The organism is Patulibacter americanus DSM 16676 (genome assembly GCF_000420025.1).
GTDB classification, from domain to species: Bacteria; Actinomycetota; Thermoleophilia; order Solirubrobacterales; family Solirubrobacteraceae; genus Patulibacter; species Patulibacter americanus.
The window spans coordinates 53,013-79,475 of sequence record NZ_ATUD01000011.1; the positions used below are offsets into that span (position 1 = coordinate 53,013).

Consider the following 26,463-nt stretch of genomic DNA (forward strand, 5'->3'; position numbering starts at 1 on the left):
TGCTGCAAGTCCATTGCAATAAGGTCCCCCTACAAAGGGCGCGTCCGCAGCACTGCACGCACCCTCCGCACGACCCCCGAGGAGCACCATGTCCGACGTCGCCAGCCAGCCGCCCGCCGAGGGCGATGACCGCCAGACCCTGACCACGCGTCAGGGCCACCCGGTCTTCGACAACCAGAACCAGCGCACCGTCGGGGAGCGCGGCCCGGCCACGCTCGAGAACTACCAGTTCCTCGAGAAGATCAGCCACTTCGACCGCGAGCGCATCCCGGAGCGCGTCGTGCACGCCCGCGGCGCCACGGCCTTCGGCGAGTTCGAGGCCTACGGCAAGGTCGGCGACGAGCCGATCGCCAAGTACACGCGCGCCAAGGTCCTGCAGCCCGGCGGCAAGTGCGAGGTCGCCGTCCGCTTCTCGACCGTCGCCGGCGGCCGTGACTCCTCCGAGGCCGCCCGCGACCCGCGCGGCTTCGCGGTGAAGATGTACACCGAGGACGGCAACTGGGACCTCGTCGGCAACAACCTGGGCGTGTTCTTCCTCCGCGACGCGATCAAGTTCCCGGACTTCATCCACTCGCAGAAGCCGGACCCGGTCACCTTCGAGCGCCAGGTGCCCAACCGCGTCTTCGACTTCGCGTCCCAGACGCCCGAGTCGCTGCACATGTTCAGCCTCGTGCTGAGCCCGCGCGGCCTCCCCGCGAGCTACCGCGAGATGCAGGGCTTCGGCGTCAACACCTACAAGTGGGTCAACGCGCAGGGCGAGACGAAGCTCGTCAAGTACCACTGGATCCCCGAGCAGCCCGTGCGCAGCTGGACCGAGGCCGACGCGGCCGTCGCCCAGAGCCAGGAGCTCGGCGTCCACACGAAGGACCTCTACGACGCGATCGACCGCGGCGACTTCCCGGCGTGGGAGCTGCGCGTGCAGCTCATGGACGACCACGACCACCCCGAGCTCGACTGGGACCCGCTCGACGACACGAAGGTCTGGCCGGAGAACGACTTCCCGGTCCTGCCCGTCGGCCGGATGGTCCTCAACCGCAAGCCCGAGAACTTCTTCCTCGAGAGCGAGCAGATCGCCTTCGGCACGGGCGTGCTCGTCGACGGCCTGGACTTCTCGGACGACAAGATGCTCGTCGGCCGCACGTTCTCCTACTCCGACACGCAGCGCTACCGCGTCGGCCCGAACTACCTGCAGCTCCCCGTCAACCAGCCCAAGGGCGTCGAGGGTGGCGCGCGGACGAACCAGCGCGACGGCCAGATGGCCTTCGACCAGGGCGTCGGCGGCGAGAACCCGACGGTGAACTACGAGCCGTCGATCATCGGCGGCCTGCGCGAGGCCGAGGCCCCGACGCACGACGAGCAGGGCCCGGTCATCGAGGGTCGCCTGACCCGCAAGCGCATCAACCGCACGGACGACTACACCCAGGCCGGCGAGCGCTACCAGCTGTCCGAGCAGTGGGAGAAGGACGACCTCGTCGCGAACTGGATCGCGAACCTCGAGGCGTGCGACCGCCCGATCCAGGAGCGCATGGTCTGGCACCTGCTGCTGGCCGACGACGAGCTCGGCAAGCGCATCGGTGACGGCATCGGCATCGGCGTCGACGACGTGAAGCACCTCAAGCCGCTGGCCTCGCAGGGCTGGGGCGAGAAGGAGCAGCAGCGCCTCGACAACCTGGGCAACAACGGCCCGCGCGACGTCTCGGGTCTGACGATGACGCACTGCGTGCCGAACGAGCGCGTGAACCTCGTCGACCAGGCCGTCGCCGCCGACTGAGTCACCCCCACCCGGTGCGCCGCGTTGGCGGTGCACCGGTCGGACGCGCCGCACCCCGCGGCGCGCGGACCGGCCCCTCGGGCCGCAGCACCCACCGGCCGGCGCCCTGCGTCGGCCGGTCGTCGTCCCGGGGTGGGCTAGCGCGTCAGCAGCGTCAGACCGAGGCAGGGAGCCGCGTCCGCCACGGGGTCCGAGGGCGACGAGCACCCGGCGTAGGAGGCGGCGGAGATCACGCTCTCGCCGGCGTCCAACCCGAGCTGGTAGACCGCCTCGGAGCCGGGGTCCGTGGCCGCCTGGACGGTGGACAGCATCCGCCCGGACGTCGTGGAGAACGTGGTGAGGTCGTTCGGGTGCCCGCCGCCGACGTTCCAGCGGGACACGTTCACCCGGGCCCCGTCGTGGGTGAGCGTCGGGCGGCCCATGCCGTTCTCCGACGCGCCGCCCGTGCTCTGGCGGAGCACTTGCCGGGCGCTGCTCCCGGCGATCCGCCAGACCGCGTCGGCCACCCCGGCGTCGACCGGTCGGTAGCCGTGCGCGAACACGACGTCGCCCCGCCCGAGGGCGAGCTCGACGGGCGCGTAGGGCCGCGGGAACGTGAACGTCTTGCGCCCGGGGGCGCCCGGGCGGCGGGCCACGAGGACCGTCGGACGACCGCTGCTGATGCGGGTGTAGGCCACGCGGCCGCGGAACATCGCGACCGCGCCCCAGCGTGCCGAGCCCGGGATCCGCCTGGCGACCGGCGCGACCCCCGGGGTCAGCGGAACCGTCCACGTGTGGGACTTCGTCCCGAGCAGCGCGAGCGGGCGGCCCGACGCGTCGGTGCCGACGTCGATGCCGTCCGTGCCCTCCGGCAGGCGCAGGGCGAGCGGGCGGGCGGTCGTCGCACCGGCGTCGCGGACGGCCAGGGACCGCGGGCGGACCTCGCCGCTGCGGAGCTGCCGGCCCGTGAGCCAGGCGACCGTGCCGCCCTGGGCGGCAACGTGGGCGACGTCCGGCTCCGACGGGGCAAGCACGACGCGGCTCGCCGCGGAGGCGGTGGCCGGGGCCGCCGCGACGCCGGCGGCGCACACCGCGACGGCGGTCAGGCCGACGCGGCCGCGGGGGGAGCAGGGGGGAAGGGGGAGACGGGGTACACGCATGCCTTCCAGAACCTACCGCCGCCCCCGGAGTAGCGGCGGCCCTCGTGAGAGTCGCGCCGCGGACTCTCATGAACCGGACTTGGAGCCGGCCCGTGCGGCATGAACCGGCCTCGGGGCCGGCCGGTGCGGCGGCAGACCGGTGCGCCGGCGGGGGCGCGTTCCGCCTCAGCAGGTGCGGAACGCGTGCCCGGGGGCTCCCCGCGGGACCAGGTCCCGGTCGCGGTACGTCACCGCGAGCTTCCGCCCCCGGGCCCGGCACGCGGACCGGAAGTTGCGGACGCCGCCGGCGTCGTCGTACTCGACCTCGAGCACGCGCCGCCCGTAGGCGCGGGTGTAGGCGCCGCACTCGTCGTAGACCTGGCACTCCTCCGCGATGGCGAAGTCGAACCCGATCCTGCGGCCCCGGGACGCGAGCTCGGCGGCGTTCTTCTGCGCGATCGCGAGCCCGGCCGCGTGCGCCCGCGCCGTCAGGAGCCGGGCGAGCGCGACGTTGTCGGCCCGCCGTAGGCCGCCCCGCGAGCGCGTCCAGCTGTCGAGGTTGTCGGGCTCGACCGCGTCGAACCCGGCGGTGGCGCAGCCGTCCATCCATCCGCCGACGATCGTGGCGATCGCCTCCCGCTTCGCGGCCGTCGCGGTGTCGAGGAGGAACTCGTCGGGCCAGTCCTCGTCCGCAACGGGCCGCCCGTCCCGGCGCAGCAGCAGGTCCGGGTGCTCGGCCTTCCACCACGAGGCCTCGTCCGGCTGGGTCTGGAAGGCGTTGACGTAACAGACGCCGTAGCGGCCGCGAACGGGCGCGGCCCCGCGGTCACGGACGACGATCCGCACGCCCGACGGAGGGCGGTACGCGCCCCCGAGCTGGTAGTCGAAGGGCGCGTTCGCGGGCGGCAGCACGACGCGGGGGCCGGCGACCGCCGTGGCCGTCCCGCGGGTGGCGACGGCCATCCGGCCGGTCGCCGCGGCCGACCCACCGGTCGCGGGTGCCGTCTCGCCGGCCGCCACCGCGGTCCCACCGGTCGCCGCCGCAAGCCCACCCGCGGCCACGGCCAGCGCGACCACGGCGGCCGCGAGCCGCCCGCGCAGCGACACCGGCGCCTACCGTCCCCAGGGCGTCGTCGCCTGCAGCACGGCCTCGTCGAGCCCGGCCGTCCGCAGGCCCGTGATGCCCTGGTACTCCGGGTCGGCCACCATCGCACTGAACGCCTCGCGGCTCGGGTAGCGGACGAGCAGCACGGCGTCCCACGCCCAGCCGTCCGGGGCGACGAGCGCCGTGTCGCAGTTCCCGACGTAGACGACCTCGCCGCCGACCCTCTCGAGGAAGGGTCCGATCTTGCGCGTGTACTCCTGGTACGACGCGACGCCGCCCTCGGCGTAGCGGAGCAGGTTCAGCATCACGACGGGGCCGCCCGGGTCCTCCTCGAGGTAGCGCTTGAGGTCCTGGCCGGTGGGGTCGACGCTCATGCGCCGACCCTAGCCGGGTGGTTGGTTCGGCCGTCGCGTAAGCACCGCGGCGCAGCGCTCTGCAAACCGTCGAGTCACGCTGCACTGACGGCCGCCGAACCAACGTCGCGTTCAGCCCGGCGCTGCGGCAACCGCGGGGCGGACCCACGGGCCTTCCGGTACGGCACCCGTCTGCTCATCCGAGCCTAGACCCGATTCACCACGGAAGCGGTCCCGGCGGGGTGGGGCTCCGACACCCTCGAATGAGTCCCCCCCCCGAAGAGGCAACGATGTCAGACGTCGCAGACCACGCCGAGAATGATGAGGCCAACGGTCGCTGCGTAGATGAGGAGTGCTGCTGCCCCTGGGGAGAGTCGATCGGTTACAGCGGCATGTATCAGCAGGAACGTGGTCGCGCCAAGAACGGCGATGATTCCAACGGTCCCGAAGAGAGAGCCGGGAAACCCGTGGCGTTGGACCTTGAGAATGTCCGAGTGGCCGATTGCGCCTAGCGCTCCCACAGCCAGCATGACGCTCGCCACGCTCAGCCAGGGGGCACCTTCGTCGCGATACAGCCGCTTTAGGAGGTCTGCCAGCATCGCCGCCGCCGCCAGCATCGTGAGCATCCCGCCCCACGCACGCCGGGCGTCTTCGCCGATGTCGAAAAAGAACAGGTAGGCCGCCCCCGCGAGCCCTGCGCACGCCAGGAGCGCTTTGCCGCTTTGCAGTGACCGCGACTCTGTCTCCATCGGATCGCCCATGAGCGCGGGCATCCTACGCACGCCCGGCGCCACGTGCCTGGCCTCACGGCCCGTCAGTGCTCGAGCAGCCCGACGGCGAGCGTGCGGACGGCCTCGCGGGCGTCGCCCGGCTCGAGCACGACGAGGTCGCCGATCTCCGTCAGCACCTCGCGCACGAGCCAGTCCACGCCGGCGAAGGCGATCTCGGTGACGAGCGCGCCGTCCTCGAGCTCCTCGGCGATCACGCGGCGCTCGCGCTCCCAGCGGGCGCGCTCCGGGCTGACCCAGACGCGGGCGCTGCGCGACGCGGGCAGCTCGCCCGTGCGCGGCCACCCCGCGACCTCGGCGGCCGGGTCGACCTCGGGACGACGCTCGAACGTCTCCTCGAGCACGTGCGCCTCGCGGATGCGGTCGAGGCGGAAGTGGCGGACGTCGTCGCGGGCGGGGTCGAACGCGGCGAGGTACCAGCCCTCGCGGCCGTTGATGAGCGCGTACGGCTCGACCTTGCGGTGCGAGAACTGGTCCTCGTTGGGCTTGTAGTAGTCGAGCTCGATCATCCGGCGGTCGTGCGCCGCGCGGGAGATCAGGCGGGACAGGTCGCGGTCGTCGCCGCCGCCGTGCGCGACCTGCAGGCCGTGCTCGAGCGGGTCCTCGCCCAGCGCGTCGACGACCTTGCGGCGCACCTCGCCCAGCGTGCCGTCGGGGAAGTGGTCGCCGATCAGGTCGATGGCCGCCACGAGCGCCTTGGCCTCGACCGGCAGCAGCCGGGCGGGACGCGCGAAGTGGTCCGAGTACGGCTCGGGGTCGACGTCGACGTAGCCGTCGCTGGCGATCTCGGCGTAGAGGACGTAGCTGCCGCCGCCGAAGTTCACGACGTTCAGCACGTTGATGTCGTCGCGCAGCTCGGCCTCGGAGAGGTTCAGCCGGCCGAGCAGCTCCTGCAGCTCGAGCCGCTCCGTCGCGCGGCCCGCGTGGATGAGGATGGAGGCGAGGGTGACCAGGCGGGCGAACCGCTCGGGCCGGATGATCCCGTCGCGGGTCGGCGGCGCGTCGGCGTCGGGGTCGTCGACGGCCTCGAAGCGGCTGCCCGGGGCCGGAGCGAACGGGCCGGTGTGGCGGTCGCGCACGAGCTCGAGGCAGCGGCGGTACTCGTCGCGCAGCTCGGCCGGCTCGAGGATCTCGGCGTGCTCGCCGATCCGCATGATCCAGCCGAGCAGGGCGCGCGGCACCCCGTACTCCGTGGTGAAGACGACGTCGGCCGGGGCGGTCGCGGCCTGGCCGGTCCGCGGTCCCTGGGGAGCCGCAGCGGGGTCCGGGGCGTCCGGCGCCTCGAGCGTCTCGAACGTGCCCTGGCGGCCGTGGGCGCGCTGCACCTGCCAGGCGATGCGCCCCGCGATGCGGATCCGGGCGGTGCCGACCGTCTCGGACATCTGCCAATCGGCCCGGTCGCCGTAGGGGCGCGGGTCGAAGCCCTCCGGGCGGCGGAAGTCGTGCTCGGCCTTCGTGGCGTAGGCCACCTTGTCGCGGATCCGCGAGAGCCGGAAGACGCGCAGCTCGTCGCGGTCGTGGTCGCGGCCGAGCAGGTAGAACTGGCCGCCGCGGAAGAGCAGGTGGTACGGGTCGACCTTGCGCGGCTCGACCACGTCGCGGTGCAGCGAGTGGTACTCGAAGACGATCGTCTTGTTGCGGAAGATCGCCGACTCGACCTTCGCCAGCCGCTGCGAGGGGTCGCGGCCGGCGACGCCCGCGGTGATGCCGAGGCCGACGAGCCGGGCGGCCGGCTCCTCGAGCGGGCTCGGGCGGCCCCAGGAGAGCTGCTGCAGCGCCAGGCGCAGCGGCTCCGCGTAGGCGAACTCGCCGTCCAGCAGGCTCAGCGCGAGCTGCAGGCTCGCGAGCTCCTCGTCCGAGAACGCGATCGGCGGCAGGTGGAAGTTCTCGCTGCGCAGCGAGTAGTGCTCCTGCTCCGCGCTGCCGTCGCCGGGACGCTCGATCGTGAGCTGGATCCCGAGGGACTCGAGCTCCGCGCGGTCGGCGTAGAAGCGACGCGCGAAGGCGTCCTCGTTCATCCCGCTGTACCCCTCGACGTCGCGGCGGATCTCCAGCGCCGTGACCGGGCGGCGCTCCGCCATGAGGTACGAGATCAGCGAGAGCTGCCTGATCAGCTTCTCGGTGTCCTTCGCCATCGCCGAAGGACTGTACGGCCCGCGGGGGCTCGGCGCGGGCCCGACGGGGTTTGCGCTCCCCGCACCGGATGGGCGATCGGGTCGGCCGCCGACCGGACGGGCGACGGCCCGACGGCCGCCGGACTCAGGCGGCGTGCAGCCCGAGGCCCGAGGGCGCGTGGTCGATGAGCGACGTCTGGGCCGGCGGCTCCGGCGCGCGCGACGGGGCCTCGTCCGCCGGCGCCGGCTCGGCGTCGGGCTCGCGGGCGAGGGGCGCCGCCTCGGGCGCGGGCGCGTCGGGCACGGGCGCGTCGACCGCAGGCGCGTCCGCCACGGGCGCGTCGATCGGCGGCTCCCACTCCTCGACGGGACCGCCGGCCTCGGCGGACGCCGGCAGCGAGAGGTCCTCGGGGGCGTCGACGCCGCCCGCGAGCTCGGCCCCGACCGGCGGAGGCACGGGCGGGCCGGCCACGGGATCCGTCTCCGCGTGGCCGGGCGCCCCGGCGCCGCGGGCCGGGCCGAAGTAGGCCGGGCCCGAGAGCGCGCGGTCGTAGCCGCTCCACTCGTCGCCAGGCCCGAGGCCACGCTCGAGGCGGTCGAGGCTGCCCATCCGCGCGGCCAGGTCGTCGACGTGGTGGACGAGCACCGCCTCGCGGGTGGCGGGCACCACGGGGCTGCCGTAGTCGAGCTTGCCGTGGTGGCTCAGCACGATGTGGCGCAGGGAGCGCGCGGTCTCGGGCGGGAAGCCCGGCAGGTCGCCCACGACCCGGCGGACGATCTCGTACCCGATGACGATGTGGCCCTCGAGCCGCCCCAGGTCCGTCAGCTCGGGCGAGACCGGGTCCGTCGTGTAGGTGTGGGCCTTGCCGATGTCGTGCAGCAGGGCGCCGCAGACCGCGACGTCGCGGTCGACCGGGGCGAACAGCGGGGCCATCGCCTCGACGCCCTCGGCCACGCGGAGCGTGTGGTCCAGCAGCCCGTGCGGGTAGGCCTCGTGGAAGTGCTTCGCGGCCGGGGCCATCCGGAACCGCGGCCAGAACGCGCCGTCGCGGGCGAAGACCCGCTCCAGCAGGCGGCGGAGCCACACGTCCTGCGTGCGCTGCACCAGCGCGAAGAACCGCGCCTCGAGCGTAGCCACGGGCTCGGACGGGCCCTCCACGAGGGTCGAGAGGTCGACCTCGTCCTGCGGGATCGCCGTGAGGCGGTCGAGCTGGATCTGCCGGCCGAAGCGGTCGTGGACCTCGAACCGGCCCGTGACGCGGACCGCCTGGCCCTTCACCGCGACCTGCTCGACGCTCTCGCAGTCGTCCCACACCATCGCGACGACGCTGCCCGTGCGGTCAGCGAGCTCGAGGCGGAGGAAGACGTCGTCGCTGCCCTTGCGCGTCCGGCGGTCGGCGCCGCGCACGAGGAGCACGTGGTCCACGGCCGATCCGTGCTCGAGCTCGCGGAGTTCCATACGGGCAAAGGTACGGCCGTTCCCGGACGGAGACGGGGGCTCGCGCGCCGGGGCGCCCGGGGCGCCGGTCGTCCACCGGTCCACGCAGCACCCCGAAAGGGAGGCATGTGTGACGAGCGGCCGAATAGGGAAGGTATGAGTCCCATGTGGGCGATACGCATCCGTAGGGTCGGGGCATGAGCGCGCCCGAGCGGATCAGCGCGCGCACGATCGAGGTCGCGGGATTCCGCACTCGGCTGCTCGAGTCCGTCGCCCCGGCGGAGCACGACTCCGGCGCGCCGATCCTGCTGCTGCACGGGTACTCCGACTCCGCCGACACCTGGTGGCGGGTGCTCGAGCTGCTCGCCCACCGCGGCCACCGCGCCGCCGCGATCGACCTGCCGGGCTTCGGCGAGGCCGACCGCCTGCGGCCCGACGAGCCCATGTACGTCCAGTACCGCGAGGTCGTTGCAGCGACCTGCGAGCTGTTGTGGGGCGACGAGGCGCCGATCATCGCCGGCAACTCCATGGGCGGCGCGCTCGCCTTCCTCTGCGCGGAGGGTCGCCCCTCGCCCGCCGGGATCGTCCCCATCGGTCCCGCGGGGTTCGACCACCCGGGGTGGTTCCGCGTCATCGAGCAGCAGCCGCTGCTGCGGTGGGCGCTGAACGACGCGCTGCCCGTCCCGACGCCCGTCCTGCGCAGCATCACCTCACGCGTGTTCCGGCAGCTGGCCTACGGCGACGTGAGCCGCGCGCACCCCGAAGACCTCGAGCGCTACGCCCGCCACGTCTCGAGCGCCCGTGACGTCCGCCGCCTGCTGGCCACGGGCCGCCGGCTCATGGGCGAGCTCGTCGACCCCTTCGCGCTGGCCCAGGTCGACTGCCCCGTCCTGCTCGTGTGGGGCGAGCGCGACCGCATGGTGTCCTGCCGCGGCGCCCGTCACGTGCTCGCGGCGCTCCCCGACGCCCGCTTCGAGCGGCTCGCCGGCGTGGGCCACTGCCCCCAGCTCGAGGTCCCCGAGCTCGTCTGCGACCTGCTCGGCGGGTTCCGCTGGGCGCTGCGCAGCCAGGACTGGGACGCGATGGACGGGCTCTCCGCCGCCGCCTAGGACCGGCCGGGCACCGCCCCGTCGCCCGGGGACCTCGGGCGACCACAGCCTCCCGTTCCGACGCGGCGGGGCGCACCGTCCCTTGCAGCCGGCTCGCCGGGATCGGGGCCGTCCTACGATGGGTCGATGCCGTCGTTCCCCCACCGCGTGGCCCCGGCCGTGCGCACCGTCCTGTTGGGCGCGGCGTTCGCCGCCGTCCTCCCTGCTTCATCCCTCGCCGCGCCGCGCCAGGCGCCGGCCCCCGCTCCCGCCCCGGCGCCCGCGCCGGCACCGGCTCCGGCCCCCGCGCCGACCGACCCCCGCAAGGCCGTCATCGCCGCGGGCGTCAAGTTCGGCGACATCGACCTGTCGGGCAAGACGAAGAACCAGGCGAAGTCGATCCTGCGTGGCGCGCTCCAGGCCCAGCGGCCGTCGAGCGAGAGCGTCGTCGTGAAGATCGCCGGTCGCCCGCACCGGCTGAAGATGTCGACGATCACCTACCGCTTCGACCTCGAGAAGATCGCCAAGAACGCGGCGTCGGCGCCGCCCAACACCACGCTGCGCCCGGTCGCGACGTGGAGCACGCCCAAGCTCGACGGCTGGTTCCGTTCGATCTCGTCCATGACGAAGTCGACGCGCAACGCGACGATCCGCATCGGCATCACCAAGCAGCGCGTCACGGGCTCCCGCAACGGCTGGAGGGTCGACCGCAAGACGCTCGAAAAGGCCGTCCTGCCCGTCCTGAAGGACACGTCGAAGGAGCGCGACCTGCGCGTCGGCGTCGTCCGCACGAAGCCCGCCGTCACCGCCGCGAGCCTCGCCCGGCAGTACTCCACGATCGTCACGGTCGACCGCCAGACGTTCCGGCTGCGGCTGTTCAAGAGCCTCAAGCTCTCCAAGAGCTACAAGATCGCCGTCGGCGCGGCCGGCCACGGCACGCCCGCCGGCATGTACTCCGTGACCTCGAAGCAGGTCAACCCGGCCTGGCACGTGCCCAACTCGGACTGGGCGGGCGACCTCGCCGGCCAGGTCATCCCGGGCGGCGCGCCGAACAACCCGCTCAAGGCCCGCTGGCTCGGCCTGCGCGACGGCATCGGCATCCACGGCACGTCCGAGACCTGGTCGCTCGGATCCCGCGCCTCGCACGGCTGCATCCGCATGCACCCCAGCGACGTCATCGACCTCTTCGGCCGCGTGCCGATGGGGACGACCGTCAAGGTCCGCTAGGACCAGCACGTCCCGGCCGGCGATCGGCCGGCCGGGGACAGGGGCGCGCCGGCCCCGCCTGAGCCCTACGGGTTCAGCGTGTTGCGCAGCATCCAGGCCGAGAGTGCCGAGAGGACGATCGCGAGGAACGGGATCCCGAAGCTCATGATCCCCACGACCGCGAGCACCAGGGTCACGACGCCGACGACGCCGAAGCCCCCGGTCGCGAGGGTGAGGCGGTAGGCGCGGGTCTCCCGCTGCTTGCGCGTGAGACGGGTGCCGGATCGGCGCTGCAGATCGCTCATCGTCCCCCCATGGTGGCAGAGGCGCGGGCCGCGACACGCCATTCGCGTCCACGGACGACGGCGGGATGCGATCCGCCCATGGCGAAGACGGCTGGGGCTCGTGCACCCGGCAGGACGACGGCGGGGCACGGTCCGCCCGGGAAGGGGTCCGGGCCCCGGCCCGTGCTTCTCGGGTCGTACCGCGTCGGACGACGGCCGGGCACGGTCCACCCGCATGGACGTAGCCTCCCGTGCCCATGGAGTCGCTGCGCATCAACGGCGGGACCCGGATCCCGCTGAGCGACGTGGTGATCCGCGCCAGTCGCTCGTCCGGCCCCGGCGGTCAGCACGCGAACATGACCTCGTCCCGCATCGAGGTCGCGTTCGACGTGCGCGCGAGCCGAGCGCTCAGCCCCGGCCAGCAGGAGCTCGTGATCGAGCGGCTCGGCCCCGTCGTGCGTGCCGTCTCGCAGGACGCCCGCAGCCAGAGCCGCAACCGCGACCTCGCCCTCGAGCGCCTGGCCGACCGCATCCGCGACGCCCTCCACGTCCAGGCCAAGCGCCGCGCGACGGGCCCGTCCCGCAACGCGAAGCGCAAGCGCGTGGAGTCGAAGGTCAAGCGCGGCCAGGTCAAGAAGGAACGCCGCCGGCCCAACAGCGACTGGTAGCGCGCCCCGGCGGGGCGGACGGCGCCCGGCCCACGACCCGGCGCGAGCGGGCCGACGTGCCCCGGACCGAACGTGCCCGTCCTCAGAGCGCCGCGCCGACCGCCCGTCCGACCACCGCGGCGGCGAGGCCGAGCGCCAGGCTCAGGCCGACATTCAGCGCCGCGACGGCGAGCAGACCGCGCGACGCCGCGGCGACCGTGTCGAGCATCCACGTCGAGAAGGTCGTGTAGGCGCCCACGAGCGCGATCCCGACGACGAGGTACGCGTCGTCGCCCAGGGCGAGGCCCGACAGCAGCCCGAGCACGAGCGCCCCGGACACGTTGACCACCAGGATCCCCGCCGGAAACGCCCCGCGGGCGCGTGCACGCACCGCCTCGTCGACGAGGAACCGCAGGACCGCGCCGCAGCCGCCCGCGAGGACGACGCCGGCCCAGAGGAGCACGTCGCTCATCGGGGTGCCCCTCCGCCGCGCAGGACTCCGCCGCCCCGCGGGGCGGCGCCGGGTCCCCCGTCGCGTTCATCGTCTTCTGGCGCGTCGGCGCCGCGGCGCGCCGCGGCCCGCCCGGCCAGCACGGCCGCGAGGCCCAGCACGACCGACGCCGTGGCGTACGCCACGGCCAGGCCGGGCGCGCCGTCGCGCAGCAGGTCGACGAGCTCGAGCTGGAGCGTCGAGAACGTCGTCAGGCCACCGCAGACGCCGGTGGCCAGGAACGGCCGGGCGCGGGGGTCCGCGGCGGGCGGCCGCAGCAGGCGCGTCGCCCACCAGCCCAGGAGGAACGCGCCGAGCAGGTTGACCGCGAACGTAGACCACGGCCAGGCGCCGGGGTCGTGCGGGAGGCCCCGTGTCAGTGCGGCGCGGACGAGCGTGCCGAGCGCCCCGCCGGCGAAGACCGCGAGGAGGGTCTGCCCGCGGCTGGCGGCGACGGTGGGCGGCGAGTCGGCCACGGTGGGAGGCAGGTCGGCCACGGACCCGACCAGGGTACGGCCCTACGGACGGGCGGACGTCGCTCGGCGCGGTGGTCCGGCCACCCCCGCGCGGCGCTACCCTGCGCCCATGACCGCCGTGCGCGTCCGTGCCGCCCTCGACGACACCCAGCTCGAGCAGGTCCTCGCGGGGCTGCGCGGGCAGCCCGACGTCGCCGCCGTGACGACGACGGGCGACGGCTTCGAGGTCGAGCTCGCCGGCTACGCGCTCGACGCCGCGGAGGCCCGCACCGTCGAGCTGCTGCGGATGATCGAACCCGAGGCCGGCGTGGAGCGCGGCGCGCTGCGCACGGAGAGCCACCCGGACGCCAGCCCGGGCGGCATCAACGACGAGACCGCCTAGCGGGCAGACGGTCCGGGACGCCCCGGACCGCCAGCGCGCCCCGCGACGAGCGCCGACGCGCCACCGCCGCGCGTCGCCCCGGCGGCCCGGCCGCCGGTCGGTCGTCGCGCGGCGAGCCGGTACCTTCCGGGGAGATGCTCCTCGCCGCCTTCCCCGCGGACCTGTGGCGGGACTACGTCGTGGAGCCCGGCCGGCAGGGCATCTTCCTCGTCCTCGCCGCGTTCCTCGGCTCGTTCCTGTTCATCCGCACGAGCGCCCGCATGGCGCGCTCGGACCGGTTCCCGTGGTGGCCCGGCAGCGTGATCACGGGCGGCGTGCACCTGCACCACCTCGTGTGGGGCATCGTCCTGATGATGGCGGGCGGCTCCGTCGGTTTCGCACTGAACGGGCAGCAGCCGTGGTTCGAGGTCTCCGCGGTCGTCTTCGGCATCGGCGTAGGCCTGGCGTTCGACGAGTTCGCGCTGTGGGTCCACCTGCGCGACGTCTACTGGGCGCGCGAGGGACGGACCTCGATCGACGCCGTCGCGGTCACCGCAGCCTTCATGGGCCTCGTCTTCCTCGGCATCAACCCGCTGCAGGTGACGGGCGACGACGTGCTCGCCACGCTCGTCTCGCTCGGCTACACGATCGGTGCGCTGATCGTGACGGGCATCTGCTTCGCCAAGTCGCGGTTCTTCCACGGCTTCGGCGCGCTCGTGTTCCCGCCGATCGGCCTGTGGGCGCTGGTGCGCCTGGGCAAGCCGAGCTCGCCGTGGGCGCACTGGCGCTACGGGGAGCGCGACCCCGAGCGGCAACGGCGGGCCGAGGCGCGGTTCGGCCCGCACCGCCGGGTCACCCGCATCGTCGAGCAGCTGCGGGTCGCCGTCGGCGGGTTCCCGGCCGAGCCGCACGACCCGCGGGAGCGCGAGGCCGCCGCGGCGCTCGAGGCGGCGCACGAGCTGCAGGCCCGGGCGCACGCCGAGGCCGAGGCCGAGGCGCACCGCCAGCGCCACGCGCCGCACTGAGCGGGGCGTCCCGCCGCACTGAGCGGCGGCGTCGCGCCGCGTTGAGCGGCGGCCGCCTCAGCGCCGGTGGCGCTCGTACGCCGGGGCGGCCCCGCGCCGCAGACGGCCGGCCGCCACGCCGCCGCCGGCGACGAGCAGCAGGACGGCGACGGCCCCGCCGATCTCCCACGGCAGCGGCGACGCCGGCCGGCCGTAGGCCGCGGCGGCGTGGTCCCCCTCGAAGGCCTCTTCCCGCCGGTCCTGCTCCGCGGCGCGGACGGCCGGCTGGAGCTGCCCCTGGACCTGCGTCTGCACCTGGCCCTGGGCCTGCGGCGCCGACCCCGTCTGCGGCACCTGGGCGTGGCCCGTGGGCGGCGGGGGCGCGGGCGGGCTCGGGGCCTTGGCGGCCGGCGAGACCGGCGGGGCGGTGGGGTCGGCCGCCGGACCCGGCACGACGGGCGCGAGGGCCGGGGGCGGCGTGACCGTGGGCGGGGTGGAGGGGGCCGGCGTGGGGGCCGGTGCCGGCGGGGAAGCCACGACCGGCGCCCCGGGGGCGGGCAGCAGGGGCGTCTTGACGAGCCCCGGCGAGGAGGGCCCCGACGGGACTCCCGGTGCCTGCGGCTCGACGGGCGCCGCGTCGCCGTCCGGGCTCGGCACCGTCGGTGGGGTCCCGTATCGCGTGCCGAACCCGCACGTGCCGCGGGGCGGTGGCTTGGCGTCCGGCTCGCTGTCCGGAAGCCCCGGGGTGTCCAGCGGCACCACGGTGATCGTGTGGCGGACCTCGCGGCCCATCGTCCGCAGCGTCACGGTGGTCGTGCCGAGGCCGACGGGGCAGAAGACCCCGAGCTGCGGGTTGTCGACGGGCCGGCCGGCGTCGTCGGTCACGATGGTCGGACCGGCCTCCTCGAAACGGGCCACCGCTACGAACCGGCCCACCGACTCGTCGGACGAGCTGAAGCGCGTCGCGTCGCGCACATTGGTGTCGCAGTCCTCCGTCCACATCCCGCACGAGTTCGAGGGCAGGAAGCCCATCCGCAGAGCCGTCGCGACCCGGGGGCGATCGCCCGGCGCCGGGACCAGGTGACGGTGCTGGGCGGGGTCCGTGGCGTTGGCCCCGATCGGGGTCGCCGAGCCCAGCGTGACCCGCTCCTCCGCGCCGAAGAGCACGGGTCCGAGCAGCGGCTCGGTCCGCGGCTCGACCGGGGCGACGTTCGTCGTCGGGTCCCGGAGCGAGACGTCGACGTCGAGGGTGAGGAGGGCCGCGGCCCTCTGGCGCAGGTAGTCGGGCCCGCTCAACTCGCCGTCCTCCCCGAAGTACGCGGCGAACGTGACGCCGTAGCCCAGCGTCGACGACTGCAGCACGGGCAGTTCCTCTCCCGAGCCCGGGTCGCGCACGACCGTGCGGGCGGTCTCGCCGCCGAACCGACGGGGTTCCGGGTCGTCGCTGCCGGCCGTCGCGACGTACGCCGACGCCCGCCCGGCCAGGAGGGCCACCTCGAACGCGGCGTCGTCGGCCAGAGCCGCAACGGTGCCCTGGACCAACGACGCGCTGCCTACTGCCACGACCGGAACCGCCCCTGCGCGCGCGTCGTCGAGGACGCGCCTGATCCACGCCGCCTGGGGCCCGTCCGGGCCGCCCTCCAGCCGTCCCGCCGCGTTGTCGATGGCGAGCACACGCACCCGGCCGGCGCTCGCGGAGACGTCGAACGTGAACCGGGTCGGGGCGCCCCCCGGGCCCGGCGGCGGGGCCAGGGCGGGGTCGACGGTGATGCCGTCCTGCGGAGCGCCCGTGCCGACCGGGGCCGCGGCGGTCGCGAACGCCGCGGAGAACGCCTGCGGTCCGCCGCCCTGCAGGTCTCCGGGCCCGGGGAGCGCGAAGGTCGGCGTGCCGTCCCCCGCGAGCAGCTCGCGGTAGCGGCGCGCTCCGGCCTCGTCGAGCGGCTCGCCACCGACCGACGCGCGGCCGCCGCCGACCACCAGCGCGGCCGGGCCCGCCCCGGAGCGCCGCATCTCGGACACCCGCCTCACAGCCTGCTCCAGGTGCACGTCGGGCGTCACGCCCTGGCGGGCGCCACCCGTGCAACGGTCGAGGCAGGCGGGATGCCCCCCGATCGCCAGTCGCACGATGCCCGCCGCCACCGGCACCTCGGCGTCCGGACCCGAGGCGGGCTGCTCCTCGCCCTCCTCGGGCGGGGCGGGCGCCGGCAGTCCCCGGACGAGCCGCTCGAACGACGTCGTCGTCATGACCACCCGCTTGCGCGGGTCCTCGTCGGGCTCGTCGCCCGCGACGCCGCCGAGCGCCCAGCCCGTGCCGGCCGCGTCCACCGCCAGCACGCGGGTGCCGACCGTCGTCGCCGGCAGGTCGCGGCCCCCGGAGGGCTGGTAGCTCGCGCGGTCGACGTCGACCCAGCCGTCCGCCGTCTCCCGCAACGTCACCGGGTCCACCGGCGAGGGGTCGGTCGGGACCGGCGTCGATTCCTCGTCGTCCGCGGAGTTCTCGCTCTCCCCGGACCCCGCGTCCGGGTCCTCGTCGCCCGGCTCGTCGCCCCCGGCCTCGCCCCCGCCGCCGGGGGCGCCCGAGCCCCCGTCGTCGGAGCCCGGCGCGGGGACGGGGCTGGGCGGGAAGGGCGTCGGCAGCGGGGTGCGCGCGGGCGTGCCGGTGACGAGCGTCCGCACGCGGCCGTCGGGATCCCGCACGGCCGCGATGGCGACCGGGTGGGTCTCGAGCGGCGCGCTCGTGGGTCGCCACGGGGCCGTGGGGGCGTCGCGCACCCACAGGCCGTCGACCACGGTGCCGCCGCCGGGCTCGGTGGCGACCACGTCCACGCCGGGCTCCTGTCCGGCCGCGGCCATCCGTGCGCCCAGGTCCTCGTCGCGCACCCACTGGCCGTCCCCGGCGTGCCGGAACAGGCCGGCGCTCGTGGCGACCACGGCGACGCGGCCGTCGTAGGCGACCCCCGTGATCTCGGCGTCCGCGGCCGCCCCGGGCAGGCGGTCCGTCGCCCAGACCTCCGCGTCACCCCGGAGCAGCAGGCCCGCACGCCCGCCCGTCACGCACTCGAGGTCGCCGTCCCGCGTGCACGCGATGTCCAGGGGCGTCGCCTCCCGGGGCAGCCTCTCGGCGTGCACGGCCGCGCCCGGGCCGTCGGCGAGCCGGGACTGCGTACGGGGATCGATGTGGCCCGTCGTCAGAATCCCGCCGCTGCCGATGGCGATCAGCAGGTCGGCCCGCGGCCAGACGACGGCGCGCACGGGCGGCAGCTCGTCCGACAACGGGTCGGAGTTGTCGCGGGTCGAGCGGAGGTCGTCGACCCGGCGGTTGGGCGACCGCCAGCCCTTGCCGGGCTCGTGCAACGCGGACTCGCCGCTGCGGGTGAACGCCAGCAGGGTCCCGTCGCCGTCCGGCGACGGCGCGGCGGTCACGACGGGCTGGGTGTGCAGCCCCGGGCGGCGCTCCCGATCCTCCTCCGCGGACGTCTCGGGCGCCGCCACGCCGACCGCCATGGTGCCCCCGGTGAAGCCCCGGCCGTCGGCGGAGAACGCGATCGCCTGCGTGGTGCTCGTGCCGTCCTCGCCGATGCCGTCACGCAGGGCGAAGCGCTCGCCGGTCAGCTGGGCGTAGCCGCCCTGGCGCTGCGCGTCGCGGCGGGGCGCCTCGTCGGGCACGCCCGTGTCGACGGGCGACGAGACGATCCGGCCGCCGAAGGGGGCGTCCGGGCCCGCTGGGAACGCGAGGGAGCGGTAGCCCCGCTCGCCGCGGGGGAGCTCCAGGCCGAGACGGCGGTCGCACCGGGCGGCGGGCACGTCGCACCAGCTGCCGTCCACCGCGACCTCGTCGGGTGCCGACGCGCCGCCGGCGCCGGGCTCCACCCGCAGGTGCAGCGTGGCGTCGGACCGACGGCCCGCGGCCGTCACGCCCAGGTCGATCCAGAGGCCGTCCGTCGTCGCCGTGAGCGGGTCGGCCGGCGGGGCGGACACCGTGACCGCCGAGACGCCGTCGGGACGGCCCTCGCCGCCGAGCAGGGGGTGCGGTGCGACGTCCGCCGGCACCCAGTGCATGCGGCGCTCGCCGGCGGGCGGGTCCGTGGGGTCGTCCGGGTCGGGGTCCGGCGCGGGGGTCGGGGCGGTCGTCGTGCCCGTGCCCGTCGGGTCGTCCGGATCGGCGGGGTCGGCCGGGTTCGGCGGGGGCGTCGGCGTGGTGTCCGTGTCGGTGCCCGGCGGCGGCGTCGGCGCGGTGGTCGTGTCCGTGCCCGGCGGGGGCGTCGGCGCCGTCGTGGTGTCGGTGCCCGGCGGGGGCGTGGGCGCCGTGGTCGTGCCGGTGCCGCCGCCGGGCGCGGGAACGGGGCGGCGCTGGAGCAGCACGAGGTCGTCGCCGGAACGGGCCAGGAGCCACGCCTGCTTCCCCGACGCCGCCGCCAGGCCGACGGGCCGCAGCGGGCCGGTCGTCACGTCCGGCGCGTCGATCGGCTCGCGGGTCCAGCCGTCGGCGCCCAGACGCAGGACGGCGGTGCCCGTGCCGTCGCCGTCGGTGGGGGCGATCAGCGTGCCGGCGTCCGGGTCGTCGCCGCCGAGTACCGCGAGCAGGGCGCGCGCGGTCGGCCGGGTGGCGTCGGGCACGAGTCGCTCGCCGCCCTGCAGCGCCGCGCCGGGAACGGGGGCCGCCACGAACGCCCCTCCCGGATCGCGCGTCAGCAGCGTGGCGTCGGCCGCGGGATCGGCGTCGGACAGCAGCACGGCGGCGCGGCCGTCCGGGGCCGTCTCGCCCGCGTGCTGCGGCGCACCCACGCCGACGGGCGGGCTGCCGACGGGCGGGCCGCCGCCGGGAAGCCGGTCGGCCGTCCACCCGCCGCCGGGCGCGCGCCGCAGCACGACGGTCTTCCCGCCGGCCTGGCCGAGCGCCCAGGCGCGCGCCCCGTCCGCCGTGGCCTCGACGCCGAAGGGCACGAGCGTGGTCGCGACACCGGGGACCTCGGGCCGCGTGCGCCAGGTCTGCGGGGCCTCGGGCGCGGGGTCCTGCGCGAGGGCGAACGTCGCCCCGCCCGCCACGGCCGTCAGAGCGACGGCGATGAGGGCCCGGCGGGTCATCGCCCGGTGCCCGGCCCGTCGTCCCGGGGCCCAGTGGTCCCGTCGCGGTACGAGGCGGACCCGGCCTCGCCCTCGATCGTCACGCGTTCGAGGTGCGCCGCGAGGGCGTCGTCGCCGAGCGTCTCGTGCTCCACGAGGTCGTCGGCGACCGCGCGGACGACGTCCCAGTTGGCCTCGAGCGTCCGGCGGGCCCGCTCCTGCGCCGTCTCGACGATCGCGCGGGTCTCCGTGTCGATGCGCTCCAGCGTGCCCGGCCCCACGCTGCCGAGCTCCTGCAGCCCGCCACCGAGGAAGACCTGCGCGCTGCGCTCGCCGATCGTCACGGGCCCGAGCGGCGACATGCCGAAGGACGTGACCATGGACCGCGCGAGCTGGGTGGCGGTGTGGAGGTCGTCGTTGACGGCCGTGGAGAGCTCGCCGAACGCGTAGAGCTCGGCCGCCGCGCCGGCCATCGCGACGGTCAGCCGGCGGTCCAGGTCGCTCTGGCGGAGCACCCGCCGGTCGCCGTCCGCGTGGACCGTGGTGCGTCCCAGCCGCCGGCCGCGCGCGACGATCGACAGGCCGTGGATCGCGTCGGCGTCGCCGTGCGCGGCGGCCACGACGGCGTGGGCGGCCTCGTGGACGGCGATCGTCTCGAGCTCGTCCTCCGAGAGCACGTGGCTCGTGTTGCGCGGCCCGCCGACGACCCGCTGGATCGCCTCGTCGAAGTCGTCCACGCCGATGTGGTCCTGGCCCGCGCGGGCGCTGAGCAACGCCGCCTCGTTGACCACGTTCTCGAGCTCCGCGCCCGTGAACCCGGGACAGCGGCGGGCGATCGCCGCGGCGTCGACGTCGTCGTCGATCGGGCGGCCGCGCAGGTAGAGCCCGAGGATCGCCGTGCGGCCCATGACGTCGGGGGCGTCGACGGTGACCTGGCGGTCGAAGCGGCCGGGACGCACGAGCGCGGGGTCGAGCACGTCGGGACGGTTCGTCGCCGCGAGGACGATGAGCCCGCCCCCGGCGTCGAAACCGTCCATCTCGACGAGCAGCTGGTTCAGCGTCTGCTCGCGCTCGTCGTTGCCCTGCCCGACCCCGGCGCCGCGCTTGCGGCCCACGGCGTCGAGCTCGTCGATGAAGACGATGGCGGGCGCCGCGGCGCGGGCCTGCGCGAAGAGGTCCCGGATGCGCGCGGCGCCGACGCCGACGAGCGACTCGACGAACTCGGCGCCGGAGACGGAGAAGAACGCCGCGTCGGCCTCGCCCGCCGTGGCCCGCGCCAGCAGCGTCTTGCCCGTGCCGGGCGGGCCGACGAGCAGGGCGCCCTTCGGCGCGCGCGCCCCCAGCGCCGCGTAGCGCTCGGGGTTCTTGAGCAGGTCGCACAGCTCGCGCAGCTCCGCCACGGCCGTCCCCGCCCCGGCGACGTCGCCGAAGGACGGCCCGCGCGGCCGGTCCTTCCCCGAAGCCGTCCCCTTCCCACGCCAGCGCGAGAACCCGCCGACGCCGCCGGACGCATCCGCCTGCTGGCTCAGGCGCATGAAGAGCGAGAACAGCGCGACGAGGATGAGGATCGGCAGCAGCACCTGCACGACGAGCCGCCGTGCCTGCTTGCCGCCCTGGTTGTCGACGGAGACGACGGCGCCCTTCTCCCCGGCCCGCACGAGCAGCCGGTCGCCGAGGGTCCCCGCCGCGGGGTAGCCCGTCCACCCGCGCCGGCCGTCGCGCAGCGTCACGAGCAGGCGGTGGTCGTAGTCGAGCTGCCGCACCCGCGTGACCTGCCCCTGCTCCACGAGCTTCGAGAGCCCGGAGTAGGAGAGCTTCGCCCCGGAGCTACCCGGCTGCGTCGAGCCCAGCAGCGCCAGGAACACGATCAGCAGGACGACGGCCAGCCCGCCGAAGAGCGCGGCCAGCGGGTCGACCTGCGGGCGGGGGAACCGGGGCGAGCCCGCGCGCGGCGGCCGGGCGGTCCTGCTCATCGCCGGGAAGCGGCGGTCGCCGGGCGGAAGAGGGCAGGGGTGTCGGCAGCGCGCGTACGGGTGACGCGACGCATGGCCCGGGACGGCGCACGCATGGAGGCCCACGGTAGTGCACGGGGGCGGGGATGACGAGCGCGTCGCAGGATCGACACAGCCCCCGGAAAGACCGAAGGCCCCGCGATGCGGGGCCTTCGAGGATGGCGAGACCCGGACTCGAACCGGGGACACCACGATTTTCAGTCGTGTGCTCTACCAACTGAGCTATCCCGCCAGGGCAGGCAGGTCAGAGTACCGAATGGCCCCCCTCGCGCGCCGTGCCGTCAGGTGTCCGCCGCCCCTCCCGGACGACGGACACCTCACGGCACGGCCGGTTCAGCCGGTGCAGCCGTTGGGCAGACGGGAGAGGAGGGGGAGCGGGTCGACGGCGTCGTCCCGGTGGGCGTCCCACGGGATCGGCCGCATCTCGAAGTGCAGGTGCGGCTCGTAGTCGCCGCCCGTATTGCCCGCGTTGGCGACCGTCTGGCCCGCGGCGACGCGCTCGCCCGGCTGCACGAGGATCGAGCCGGTCTTCAGGTGCAGGTAGCCGTAGGCGGTGCCGTCGTCACCGTCGAAGACGATCGTCCAGCCGCCGCCGCTGCCGTCGAACCAGACCCGGCTGACCGTGCCGCTCGTGACCGCGACGACGGGCGGGAAGCCGTCGAACGTGCCGATGTCGTGCCCGTTGTGGGCGCGGCCCCCGCCGCGGCCGGCGTGGAAGCGCTGGCCGTGGCTCGAGCGGAAGTTGCAGGCGCCCAGGACGGGGAAGACGTAGCCGCCGGCGCCCTGGGGGACCGGAGCCGGGGCGGCCGGGCGGGGCGCCGCGGGGGCCTCGACCTTCAGGGTCCGCGCGGTCGCGGAGGACTTGCGCCCGGTCTGGTCGCGGACCAGGACTCGCAGGCGGTACGAGCCGGGCTTGCCGGCGAGGCGCGGGGTGACCTGCTGGGAGACCTCGGCGCCGGAGCGGACGACCCCGAAGGACTGGCGCAGGACGACGCGACTCGTCGCTCGGTCCTCGACGCGCACCTGCACGCGGGCGGCGGTGACCTGCGGCGCGTCGATGCGGATGGCGATCTTCGGCGCGGCGGTCCCCGTCGTCCAGGTCGGGGCGCTGAGGGCGAAGCGCCCGACGACGGCGCGGACCCGGGCCGGTGCGTCGGGGACGACGGGCGGGACGGTGGGGGTGCCCTCCGGGTTCGCCGTCCGCGGCAGGCTGGCCGTCCGGGCGGTGAGACCGCCGGTCGGGGCGGCGGAGGGAGCGGAGGACTGCGTCGTCGGCGTCGGTGTCTCGGCCCCGAGGGCTGGAGAGGCACCGACGCCGGCGGCGCACGACAGGGTCACGGCGGCAAGAAGGACCGCTGTCGTCTTCACGGACCGGGTGCTGGGCACTGCGGTCTGTGGCTGGGTTGCCCGCGACATGGCCCGGAGGACTGTGGCGGCTGAAGCCCGGCGGATTCCCCGTCTGGAGGTTCGGTGCAGCTTTGGCACGGCCCGGGGGCCGCGAACCTGCAGGTTCGGTGCAGGTTCCCCCGTTACTGCACGCGATCCACCGCCGCGGCGGCGCCTGGGCCGTTCGGCGGAGGCGCCGGAATGCCGTCGACGGACCGCTCCGCCCGCCGCGCGGGGCCGGGAATCCCCAGCCCCGTCCGCCTCAGGCCGCGGCGCGAGGCCGCGACCAGATGTCGTTGCAGGCCTCGCAGGTCTCCGGCGGGATCACGCCCGCGCGCATGAGGACCGCGAACACCTTGCAGCCGACGCAGAGGCCGAGGACGGACTCCAGGGTGGCGAAGAGGACCATCACGCCGAGCAGGACCTGCGCGAAGAGGTCCCAGCCCAGCGCGAGCCCGCCGATCGCCGCCGCGGTGGTGACGACGGCGCCGATGGCCTGGGCGAACCGCTTCGGCGGCCCGGGCGTGGGGCGCTTCTCGCCCAGCCGGGGCGCCACGACGTTCATGGCGACCCACCCGAGCGGGCTGAACCGTGGCCCGGCCAGGGCGCGGGCGATGAATCCGTAGGCCAGGGGCACGAGCAGCCAGTGCCAGCCCGTCAAGAGCGCCACGAGGCAGGTGATCGCGACGACCGCGGCCACCGTGCGGGCGGCCTTCTCGTTCACCGGGTTCGGGAAGGCCGGGAGACGCGCCATGGGCCGATCCTACGCGGGCCCGTCCGCGGGCCCGGCGGGCTGCAGGCGCTCCAGCAGCTCGAGCGCCGCGGCCTTGTGGAGCGGCTCGTTGAGGTTGCCGCACTTCGGCGACTGGACGCAGGAGGGGCAGCCCGACTCGCACGGGCACTCCTCGATCATGCGGCGCGCGTCGGCCGCCCACGCCTCGAAGCGGTCGTAGGCCTGGCGGGCGATCCCGACGCCGCCGACGTGGCCCTCGTAGACGATGATCGTCGGCCCGGCCGTCTGCGGGTGGAGGTTCGTCGACAGCCCGCCGACGTCCCAGCGGTCGCACATCGCCAACAGCGGCAGCACGGCGATCTGCGCGTGCTCCGCGGCGTGCAGCGCGCCCAGCACGTGCTCCGTGGGGAACGGCGCCAGCTCGCCGACGCCCGGGCCAGGGCCGACGCCGCTCGCGCCCATGCCGGGGCCGACCGTGCCGGGCCCGTTCTCGTCCACCGTCGTGCCGCGGGCCGTGCCGCCCGCACCGACCGGCGCCGTCCCCGCCCCGAGCGCCCCCGCGGCGGCCGCGGCCAGCGGCGATCCGGGCACGCCGCCGCCGTGGATGAGGTCGCCCGGCTCGTACCAGACGGCCTCGGTCTGGAAGTTCACCGACGGCAGGTCGACGGTGCGCAGGTCGATGACCTCGCCCGAGCCCTGCTTGCGCCGCTGGTAGCCCAGCACGGTGTCCGTCACCGTCACGCGGCCGTAGGACAGCCGCATCGGCCCGCCGGCGGTCTCCACCTCGCGCCGGTCGAGCAGCCGCTCGAAGAGCACCTCGATCTCGCGCTTGGGCTCCGTCCACCAGTTGCCGGCGAACGGCTCCACCACGGCGTAGCCCGACTCCAGGTCGAGCCCCTGGACCTCGTACTTCTGCCCCTGGTGCAGGTAGACGGCACCCTCGTGGACGGTCGCGGGCGCCTTGTCCTCCTCGACGTGGCCGATCTCCTCGCCCGTGGTGCCGTCGACGATCACGACGCGCTGCCCCGACGCGGAGCGCAGCCCGATCTCGCCCGCCGGGAACCCGTGGCCCTCGACGGGCCGGAACGCGCCGCGCCGCTCGCGCAGGTCGCCGCGGGCGACGAGCTCCTCGGCGTGCGCCCGCCAGTTCGGCCCGAACGCTCGCTCGTCGCGCGCGTCGATCGGCGCCTCGTACGCCGCGCAGAGCAGGTGGGGCAGGTGGATCGACGGGTTCTCGTGATGCAGGATCGCCGCCTCGACGGGGCGGTCGAGGAACTCGTCGGGGTGGCGGCAGAAGTACTGGTCCAGCGCGTCCTCGCCCGCGATGTAGACCGCGAGGCCCTTCCCGCGCCGGCCGGCGCGGCCCCACATCTGCCGCAGCGACGCGACCGTGCCGGGGAACGTCACGACGACGCACGCGTCCAGTGCGCCGATGTCGATGCCGAGCTCGAGCGCCGTGGTCGTGACGACGCCGCGGACCTGCCCGTTCACGAGCCGGGCCTCGAGCTCGTGGCGCTGCCCCGACGTGTACCCGGCGCGGTAGCCGATGACCGTGCGCGCCAGGTCCTTGCGCCCCCGCTCCTCCAGCAGGTCCTGCGCGATCTGGGCGACGACCTCGACCCCCTTGCGCGAGCGGATGAACACGATCGTCCGCACCTCGGCCTCGACGAGGTCGGCGAGCATCTCGCCCGCCTCGGTGAGCGCCGACTTGCGCACCCGGCCGGCGATGAGCTCGGACGCGTCGAGCAGCTCGACGTCGGGGTTCGAGCCGGGCGAGTCGAGGTCGACGGTGCCGCCGGCGGCCTGGAGGGCGTCGGCGGCCGACCGGTCGCCACCGGCCCCGCCGTCCGCCGCCCCGGACCCGGCGCCCGGCCCCGCGGGCACCGGCTGCCCGAAGTCGTCGAACCACACCTCGTCGTCCGGGAGCCCCTCGGCCGTCGCGTAGGCCGCGAGGTCGCGGTCGGCCTCGTCGTCCGTGTCCGACGCGTCGCCCGCGGGGTGGACGGTGGGCAGCGGGCCGTCGTGGTTCAGGTCGGCCGGCCCGGCCCGGTCGACGCCGTCGAGGCCGGTCCGGTCGTCGTCGGCGCGGTCGACGTCCGCCCGGTCGAGGTCGGCGAGCGGCGCCGCCCCGCGGCCGTCCGGCGCCCCCAGCAGCGGCAGCGACGCGTTCTCCGACCGCACCCGCGCGGCCGTCGCGTGCTGGTCGTCGTCCTCGTCGAACATGGGCGGGTTCCACATCGCGATCTGGCGCGCCGTCCCGGGGGAGCCGTCCTCGTCGATCAGCGCGACGTCGTCCAGGCCCGTCAGCGCGCGGACGTGTTCGACGGGGTTGGCGATCGTCGCCGTGGCGGCCATGAAGCGCACGGGGTCGATCCGGCCCTCCTGGTGGCGCTCCGCCAGCCGCCGCAGGCGCCGCAGGACGTTCGAGACGTGCGAGCCGAAGACGCCGCGGTAGACGTGCGCCTCGTCGACGACCACGACCCGCAGCCGCGAGAGGAAGTCGGCCCACAGGTCCGGCCGCGGCAGGATCCCGACATGGAGCATGTCGGGGTTCGTCAGCAGGACGTTCGTGCGCGAGCGGACGTCCTTACGGGCCTCGCGCGGCGTGTCCCCGTCGTAGATCGCCACGCGCAGCTCGCGCGGGAGCCCGAAGCTGGACAGGGACCGCGCCTGGTCCTGGGCCAGCGCCTTCGTGGGGTAGAGGAACAGCGCGCGGGAGCGCGGTTCGCGCAGCAGCGCCTCGATCGCCGGCAGCTGGAACGCGAGCGACTTGCCCGATGCCGTCCCGGTGGTGACGACGAACGGCTGGGTCGGCGGCAGCGCGACGGCCGCGGCCTGGTGGGCGTAGAGCCCGTCGATCCCGCGGTGGGCCAGTGCGTCGAGCAGCCGCGGGTGCAGCGTTTCGGGGACGGCCGAGATCCGCGGCGCGCGGGCGCCCTCGTACGCCTCGCGCACCAGCCGATCGTCCTCGCGGCCCGCGTCGAGCACCGGGCGCCACGGGTCGTAGGAGGTGCGGCGCGCCATC

20 protein-coding genes and 1 tRNA gene are annotated in these 26,463 nt (G+C 75.4%); 6 read left to right on the forward strand and 15 right to left on the reverse strand.

Annotated elements, in window-relative coordinates; all coding sequences use genetic code 11:
- Window positions 1-88 precede the first annotated feature (88 nt).
- Complete coding sequence (locus F593_RS0116390; protein ID WP_022929836.1) at window positions 89-1,771, forward strand: catalase; 1,683 nt, start codon at window positions 89-91, stop codon at window positions 1,769-1,771.
- Window positions 1,772-1,908: 137 nt separating this feature from the next.
- On the opposite strand, the gene F593_RS0116395 is transcribed toward F593_RS0116390, so the two are convergent.
- The 6 genes from F593_RS0116395 to F593_RS0116420 form a co-directional block, all read right to left on the reverse strand.
- Window positions 1,909-2,910: a hypothetical protein gene (locus F593_RS0116395; RefSeq protein ID WP_157251891.1), complete on the reverse strand. Its 1,002-nt coding sequence runs from the start codon at window positions 2,908-2,910 to the stop codon at window positions 1,909-1,911.
- A gap of 165 nt (window positions 2,911-3,075) precedes the next feature.
- Window positions 3,076-3,996 (reverse strand): endo alpha-1,4 polygalactosaminidase, encoded by a 921-nt coding sequence (locus F593_RS0116400; protein WP_022929838.1) that lies wholly within the window; start codon window positions 3,994-3,996, stop codon window positions 3,076-3,078.
- 6 nt (window positions 3,997-4,002) lie between these two features.
- Window positions 4,003-4,368 (reverse strand): DUF1330 domain-containing protein, encoded by a 366-nt coding sequence (locus tag F593_RS0116405; protein ID WP_022929839.1) that lies wholly within the window; start codon window positions 4,366-4,368, stop codon window positions 4,003-4,005.
- Between the two features lie 272 nt (window positions 4,369-4,640).
- Window positions 4,641-5,108 carry a hypothetical protein gene (locus F593_RS0116410; RefSeq protein WP_022929840.1) on the reverse strand — a complete coding sequence of 156 codons (468 nt, stop codon included), beginning with the start codon at window positions 5,106-5,108 and terminating at the stop codon, window positions 4,641-4,643.
- A 53-nt stretch (window positions 5,109-5,161) separates the two neighbouring features.
- A complete protein-coding gene (locus tag F593_RS0116415; RefSeq protein WP_022929841.1) occupies window positions 5,162-7,270 on the reverse strand; it encodes a helix-turn-helix transcriptional regulator in 2,109 nt (702 codons plus the stop codon).
- Between the two features lie 124 nt (window positions 7,271-7,394).
- Entirely contained in the window at window positions 7,395-8,708 is a 1,314-nt protein-coding gene (locus F593_RS0116420; protein ID WP_022929842.1) for a 3'-5' exoribonuclease YhaM family protein, read from the reverse strand.
- Window positions 8,709-8,884: 176 nt separating this feature from the next.
- Here F593_RS0116420 and F593_RS0116425 point away from each other — a divergent pair, with 176 nt between their 5' ends.
- Both F593_RS0116425 and F593_RS30640 read left to right on the forward strand, forming a co-directional pair.
- Window positions 8,885-9,796 carry an alpha/beta fold hydrolase gene (locus F593_RS0116425; protein ID WP_022929843.1) on the forward strand — a complete coding sequence of 304 codons (912 nt, stop codon included), beginning with the start codon at window positions 8,885-8,887 and terminating at the stop codon, window positions 9,794-9,796.
- Window positions 9,797-9,922: 126 nt separating this feature from the next.
- A complete protein-coding gene (locus F593_RS30640; protein WP_022929844.1) occupies window positions 9,923-11,002 on the forward strand; it encodes a L,D-transpeptidase family protein in 1,080 nt (359 codons plus the stop codon).
- A 65-nt stretch (window positions 11,003-11,067) separates the two neighbouring features.
- On the opposite strand, the gene F593_RS0116435 is transcribed toward F593_RS30640, so the two are convergent.
- A complete protein-coding gene (locus tag F593_RS0116435) occupies window positions 11,068-11,286 on the reverse strand; it encodes a hypothetical protein (RefSeq protein ID WP_022929845.1) in 219 nt (72 codons plus the stop codon).
- A gap of 236 nt (window positions 11,287-11,522) precedes the next feature.
- Between F593_RS0116435 and arfB the strand changes: the two genes are divergently transcribed.
- Window positions 11,523-11,933 carry an alternative ribosome rescue aminoacyl-tRNA hydrolase ArfB gene (gene arfB, locus F593_RS0116440; protein ID WP_022929846.1) on the forward strand — a complete coding sequence of 137 codons (411 nt, stop codon included), beginning with the start codon at window positions 11,523-11,525 and terminating at the stop codon, window positions 11,931-11,933.
- 82 nt (window positions 11,934-12,015) lie between these two features.
- Here the strand turns inward: arfB and crcB (F593_RS0116445) are convergent, their stop codons facing one another.
- Both crcB (F593_RS0116445) and crcB (F593_RS26020) read right to left on the reverse strand, forming a co-directional pair.
- A complete protein-coding gene (crcB, locus tag F593_RS0116445; RefSeq protein WP_022929847.1) occupies window positions 12,016-12,384 on the reverse strand; it encodes a fluoride efflux transporter CrcB in 369 nt (122 codons plus the stop codon).
- Window positions 12,381-12,899, reverse strand: coding sequence for a fluoride efflux transporter CrcB (crcB, locus tag F593_RS26020; protein ID WP_022929848.1), 519 nt, complete (start codon window positions 12,897-12,899; stop codon window positions 12,381-12,383). Before crcB (F593_RS26020) ends, crcB (F593_RS0116445) begins: the two co-directional genes overlap by 4 nt.
- Window positions 12,900-12,987: 88 nt before the next feature.
- Here crcB (F593_RS26020) and F593_RS28675 point away from each other — a divergent pair, with 88 nt between their 5' ends.
- Both F593_RS28675 and F593_RS26025 read left to right on the forward strand, forming a co-directional pair.
- Entirely contained in the window at window positions 12,988-13,260 is a 273-nt protein-coding gene (locus F593_RS28675) for a hypothetical protein (RefSeq protein ID WP_022929849.1), read from the forward strand.
- Between the two features lie 134 nt (window positions 13,261-13,394).
- Window positions 13,395-14,264, forward strand: coding sequence for a hypothetical protein (locus tag F593_RS26025; protein ID WP_022929850.1), 870 nt, complete (start codon window positions 13,395-13,397; stop codon window positions 14,262-14,264).
- A 57-nt stretch (window positions 14,265-14,321) separates the two neighbouring features.
- Here F593_RS26025 and F593_RS0116465 read toward each other — a convergent pair whose 3' ends face one another.
- From F593_RS0116465 to F593_RS30920, 6 genes are all read right to left on the reverse strand, one after another.
- Entirely contained in the window at window positions 14,322-19,328 is a 5,007-nt protein-coding gene (locus F593_RS0116465) for a hypothetical protein (protein ID WP_022929851.1), read from the reverse strand.
- Complete coding sequence (ftsH, locus tag F593_RS26030; protein WP_022929852.1) at window positions 19,325-21,280, reverse strand: ATP-dependent zinc metalloprotease FtsH; 1,956 nt, start codon at window positions 21,278-21,280, stop codon at window positions 19,325-19,327. The genes F593_RS0116465 and ftsH overlap by 4 nt, the downstream gene beginning before the upstream one ends.
- Window positions 21,281-21,478: 198 nt before the next feature.
- Window positions 21,479-21,551: transfer RNA gene (locus F593_RS0116475), tRNA-Phe, on the reverse strand.
- Between the two features lie 101 nt (window positions 21,552-21,652).
- Window positions 21,653-22,687, reverse strand: coding sequence for a M23 family metallopeptidase (locus tag F593_RS28680; protein WP_169449211.1), 1,035 nt, complete (start codon window positions 22,685-22,687; stop codon window positions 21,653-21,655).
- A gap of 280 nt (window positions 22,688-22,967) precedes the next feature.
- Window positions 22,968-23,459 carry a DUF4395 domain-containing protein gene (locus F593_RS0116485; protein ID WP_022929854.1) on the reverse strand — a complete coding sequence of 164 codons (492 nt, stop codon included), beginning with the start codon at window positions 23,457-23,459 and terminating at the stop codon, window positions 22,968-22,970.
- Window positions 23,460-23,468: 9 nt separating this feature from the next.
- Window positions 23,469-26,462: a DEAD/DEAH box helicase gene (locus F593_RS30920; RefSeq protein ID WP_022929855.1), complete on the reverse strand. Its 2,994-nt coding sequence runs from the start codon at window positions 26,460-26,462 to the stop codon at window positions 23,469-23,471.
- Between the last annotated feature and the right edge of the window lies 1 nt (window position 26,463).

Excerpts from the sequence above, each read along its gene's own strand:
- F593_RS0116390 (WP_022929836.1), top strand. The coding sequence starts at position 89 with ATGTCCGACGTCGCCAGCCAGCCGCCCGCCGAGGGCGATGACCGCCAG.
- F593_RS0116395 (WP_157251891.1), bottom strand. The coding sequence starts at position 2,910 with ATGCGTGTACCCCGTCTCCCCCTTCCCCCCTGCTCCCCCCGCGGCCGC.
- F593_RS0116405 (WP_022929839.1), bottom strand. The coding sequence starts at position 4,368 with ATGAGCGTCGACCCCACCGGCCAGGACCTCAAGCGCTACCTCGAGGAG.
- F593_RS0116410 (WP_022929840.1), bottom strand. The coding sequence starts at position 5,108 with ATGGGCGATCCGATGGAGACAGAGTCGCGGTCACTGCAAAGCGGCAAA.
- F593_RS0116415 (WP_022929841.1), bottom strand. The coding sequence starts at position 7,270 with ATGGCGAAGGACACCGAGAAGCTGATCAGGCAGCTCTCGCTGATCTCG.
- F593_RS0116420 (WP_022929842.1), bottom strand. The coding sequence starts at position 8,708 with ATGGAACTCCGCGAGCTCGAGCACGGATCGGCCGTGGACCACGTGCTC.
- F593_RS0116425 (WP_022929843.1), top strand. The coding sequence starts at position 8,885 with ATGAGCGCGCCCGAGCGGATCAGCGCGCGCACGATCGAGGTCGCGGGA.
- F593_RS30640 (WP_022929844.1), top strand. The coding sequence starts at position 9,923 with ATGCCGTCGTTCCCCCACCGCGTGGCCCCGGCCGTGCGCACCGTCCTG.
- F593_RS0116435 (WP_022929845.1), bottom strand. The coding sequence starts at position 11,286 with ATGAGCGATCTGCAGCGCCGATCCGGCACCCGTCTCACGCGCAAGCAG.
- arfB (WP_022929846.1), top strand. The coding sequence starts at position 11,523 with ATGGAGTCGCTGCGCATCAACGGCGGGACCCGGATCCCGCTGAGCGAC.
- crcB (WP_022929847.1), bottom strand. The coding sequence starts at position 12,384 with ATGAGCGACGTGCTCCTCTGGGCCGGCGTCGTCCTCGCGGGCGGCTGC.
- F593_RS28675 (WP_022929849.1), top strand. The coding sequence starts at position 12,988 with ATGACCGCCGTGCGCGTCCGTGCCGCCCTCGACGACACCCAGCTCGAG.
- F593_RS26025 (WP_022929850.1), top strand. The coding sequence starts at position 13,395 with ATGCTCCTCGCCGCCTTCCCCGCGGACCTGTGGCGGGACTACGTCGTG.
- F593_RS0116465 (WP_022929851.1), bottom strand. The coding sequence starts at position 19,328 with ATGACCCGCCGGGCCCTCATCGCCGTCGCTCTGACGGCCGTGGCGGGC.
- ftsH (WP_022929852.1), bottom strand. The coding sequence starts at position 21,280 with ATGAGCAGGACCGCCCGGCCGCCGCGCGCGGGCTCGCCCCGGTTCCCC.
- F593_RS0116485 (WP_022929854.1), bottom strand. The coding sequence starts at position 23,459 with ATGGCGCGTCTCCCGGCCTTCCCGAACCCGGTGAACGAGAAGGCCGCC.
- F593_RS30920 (WP_022929855.1), bottom strand. The coding sequence starts at position 26,462 with ATGGCGCGCCGCACCTCCTACGACCCGTGGCGCCCGGTGCTCGACGCG.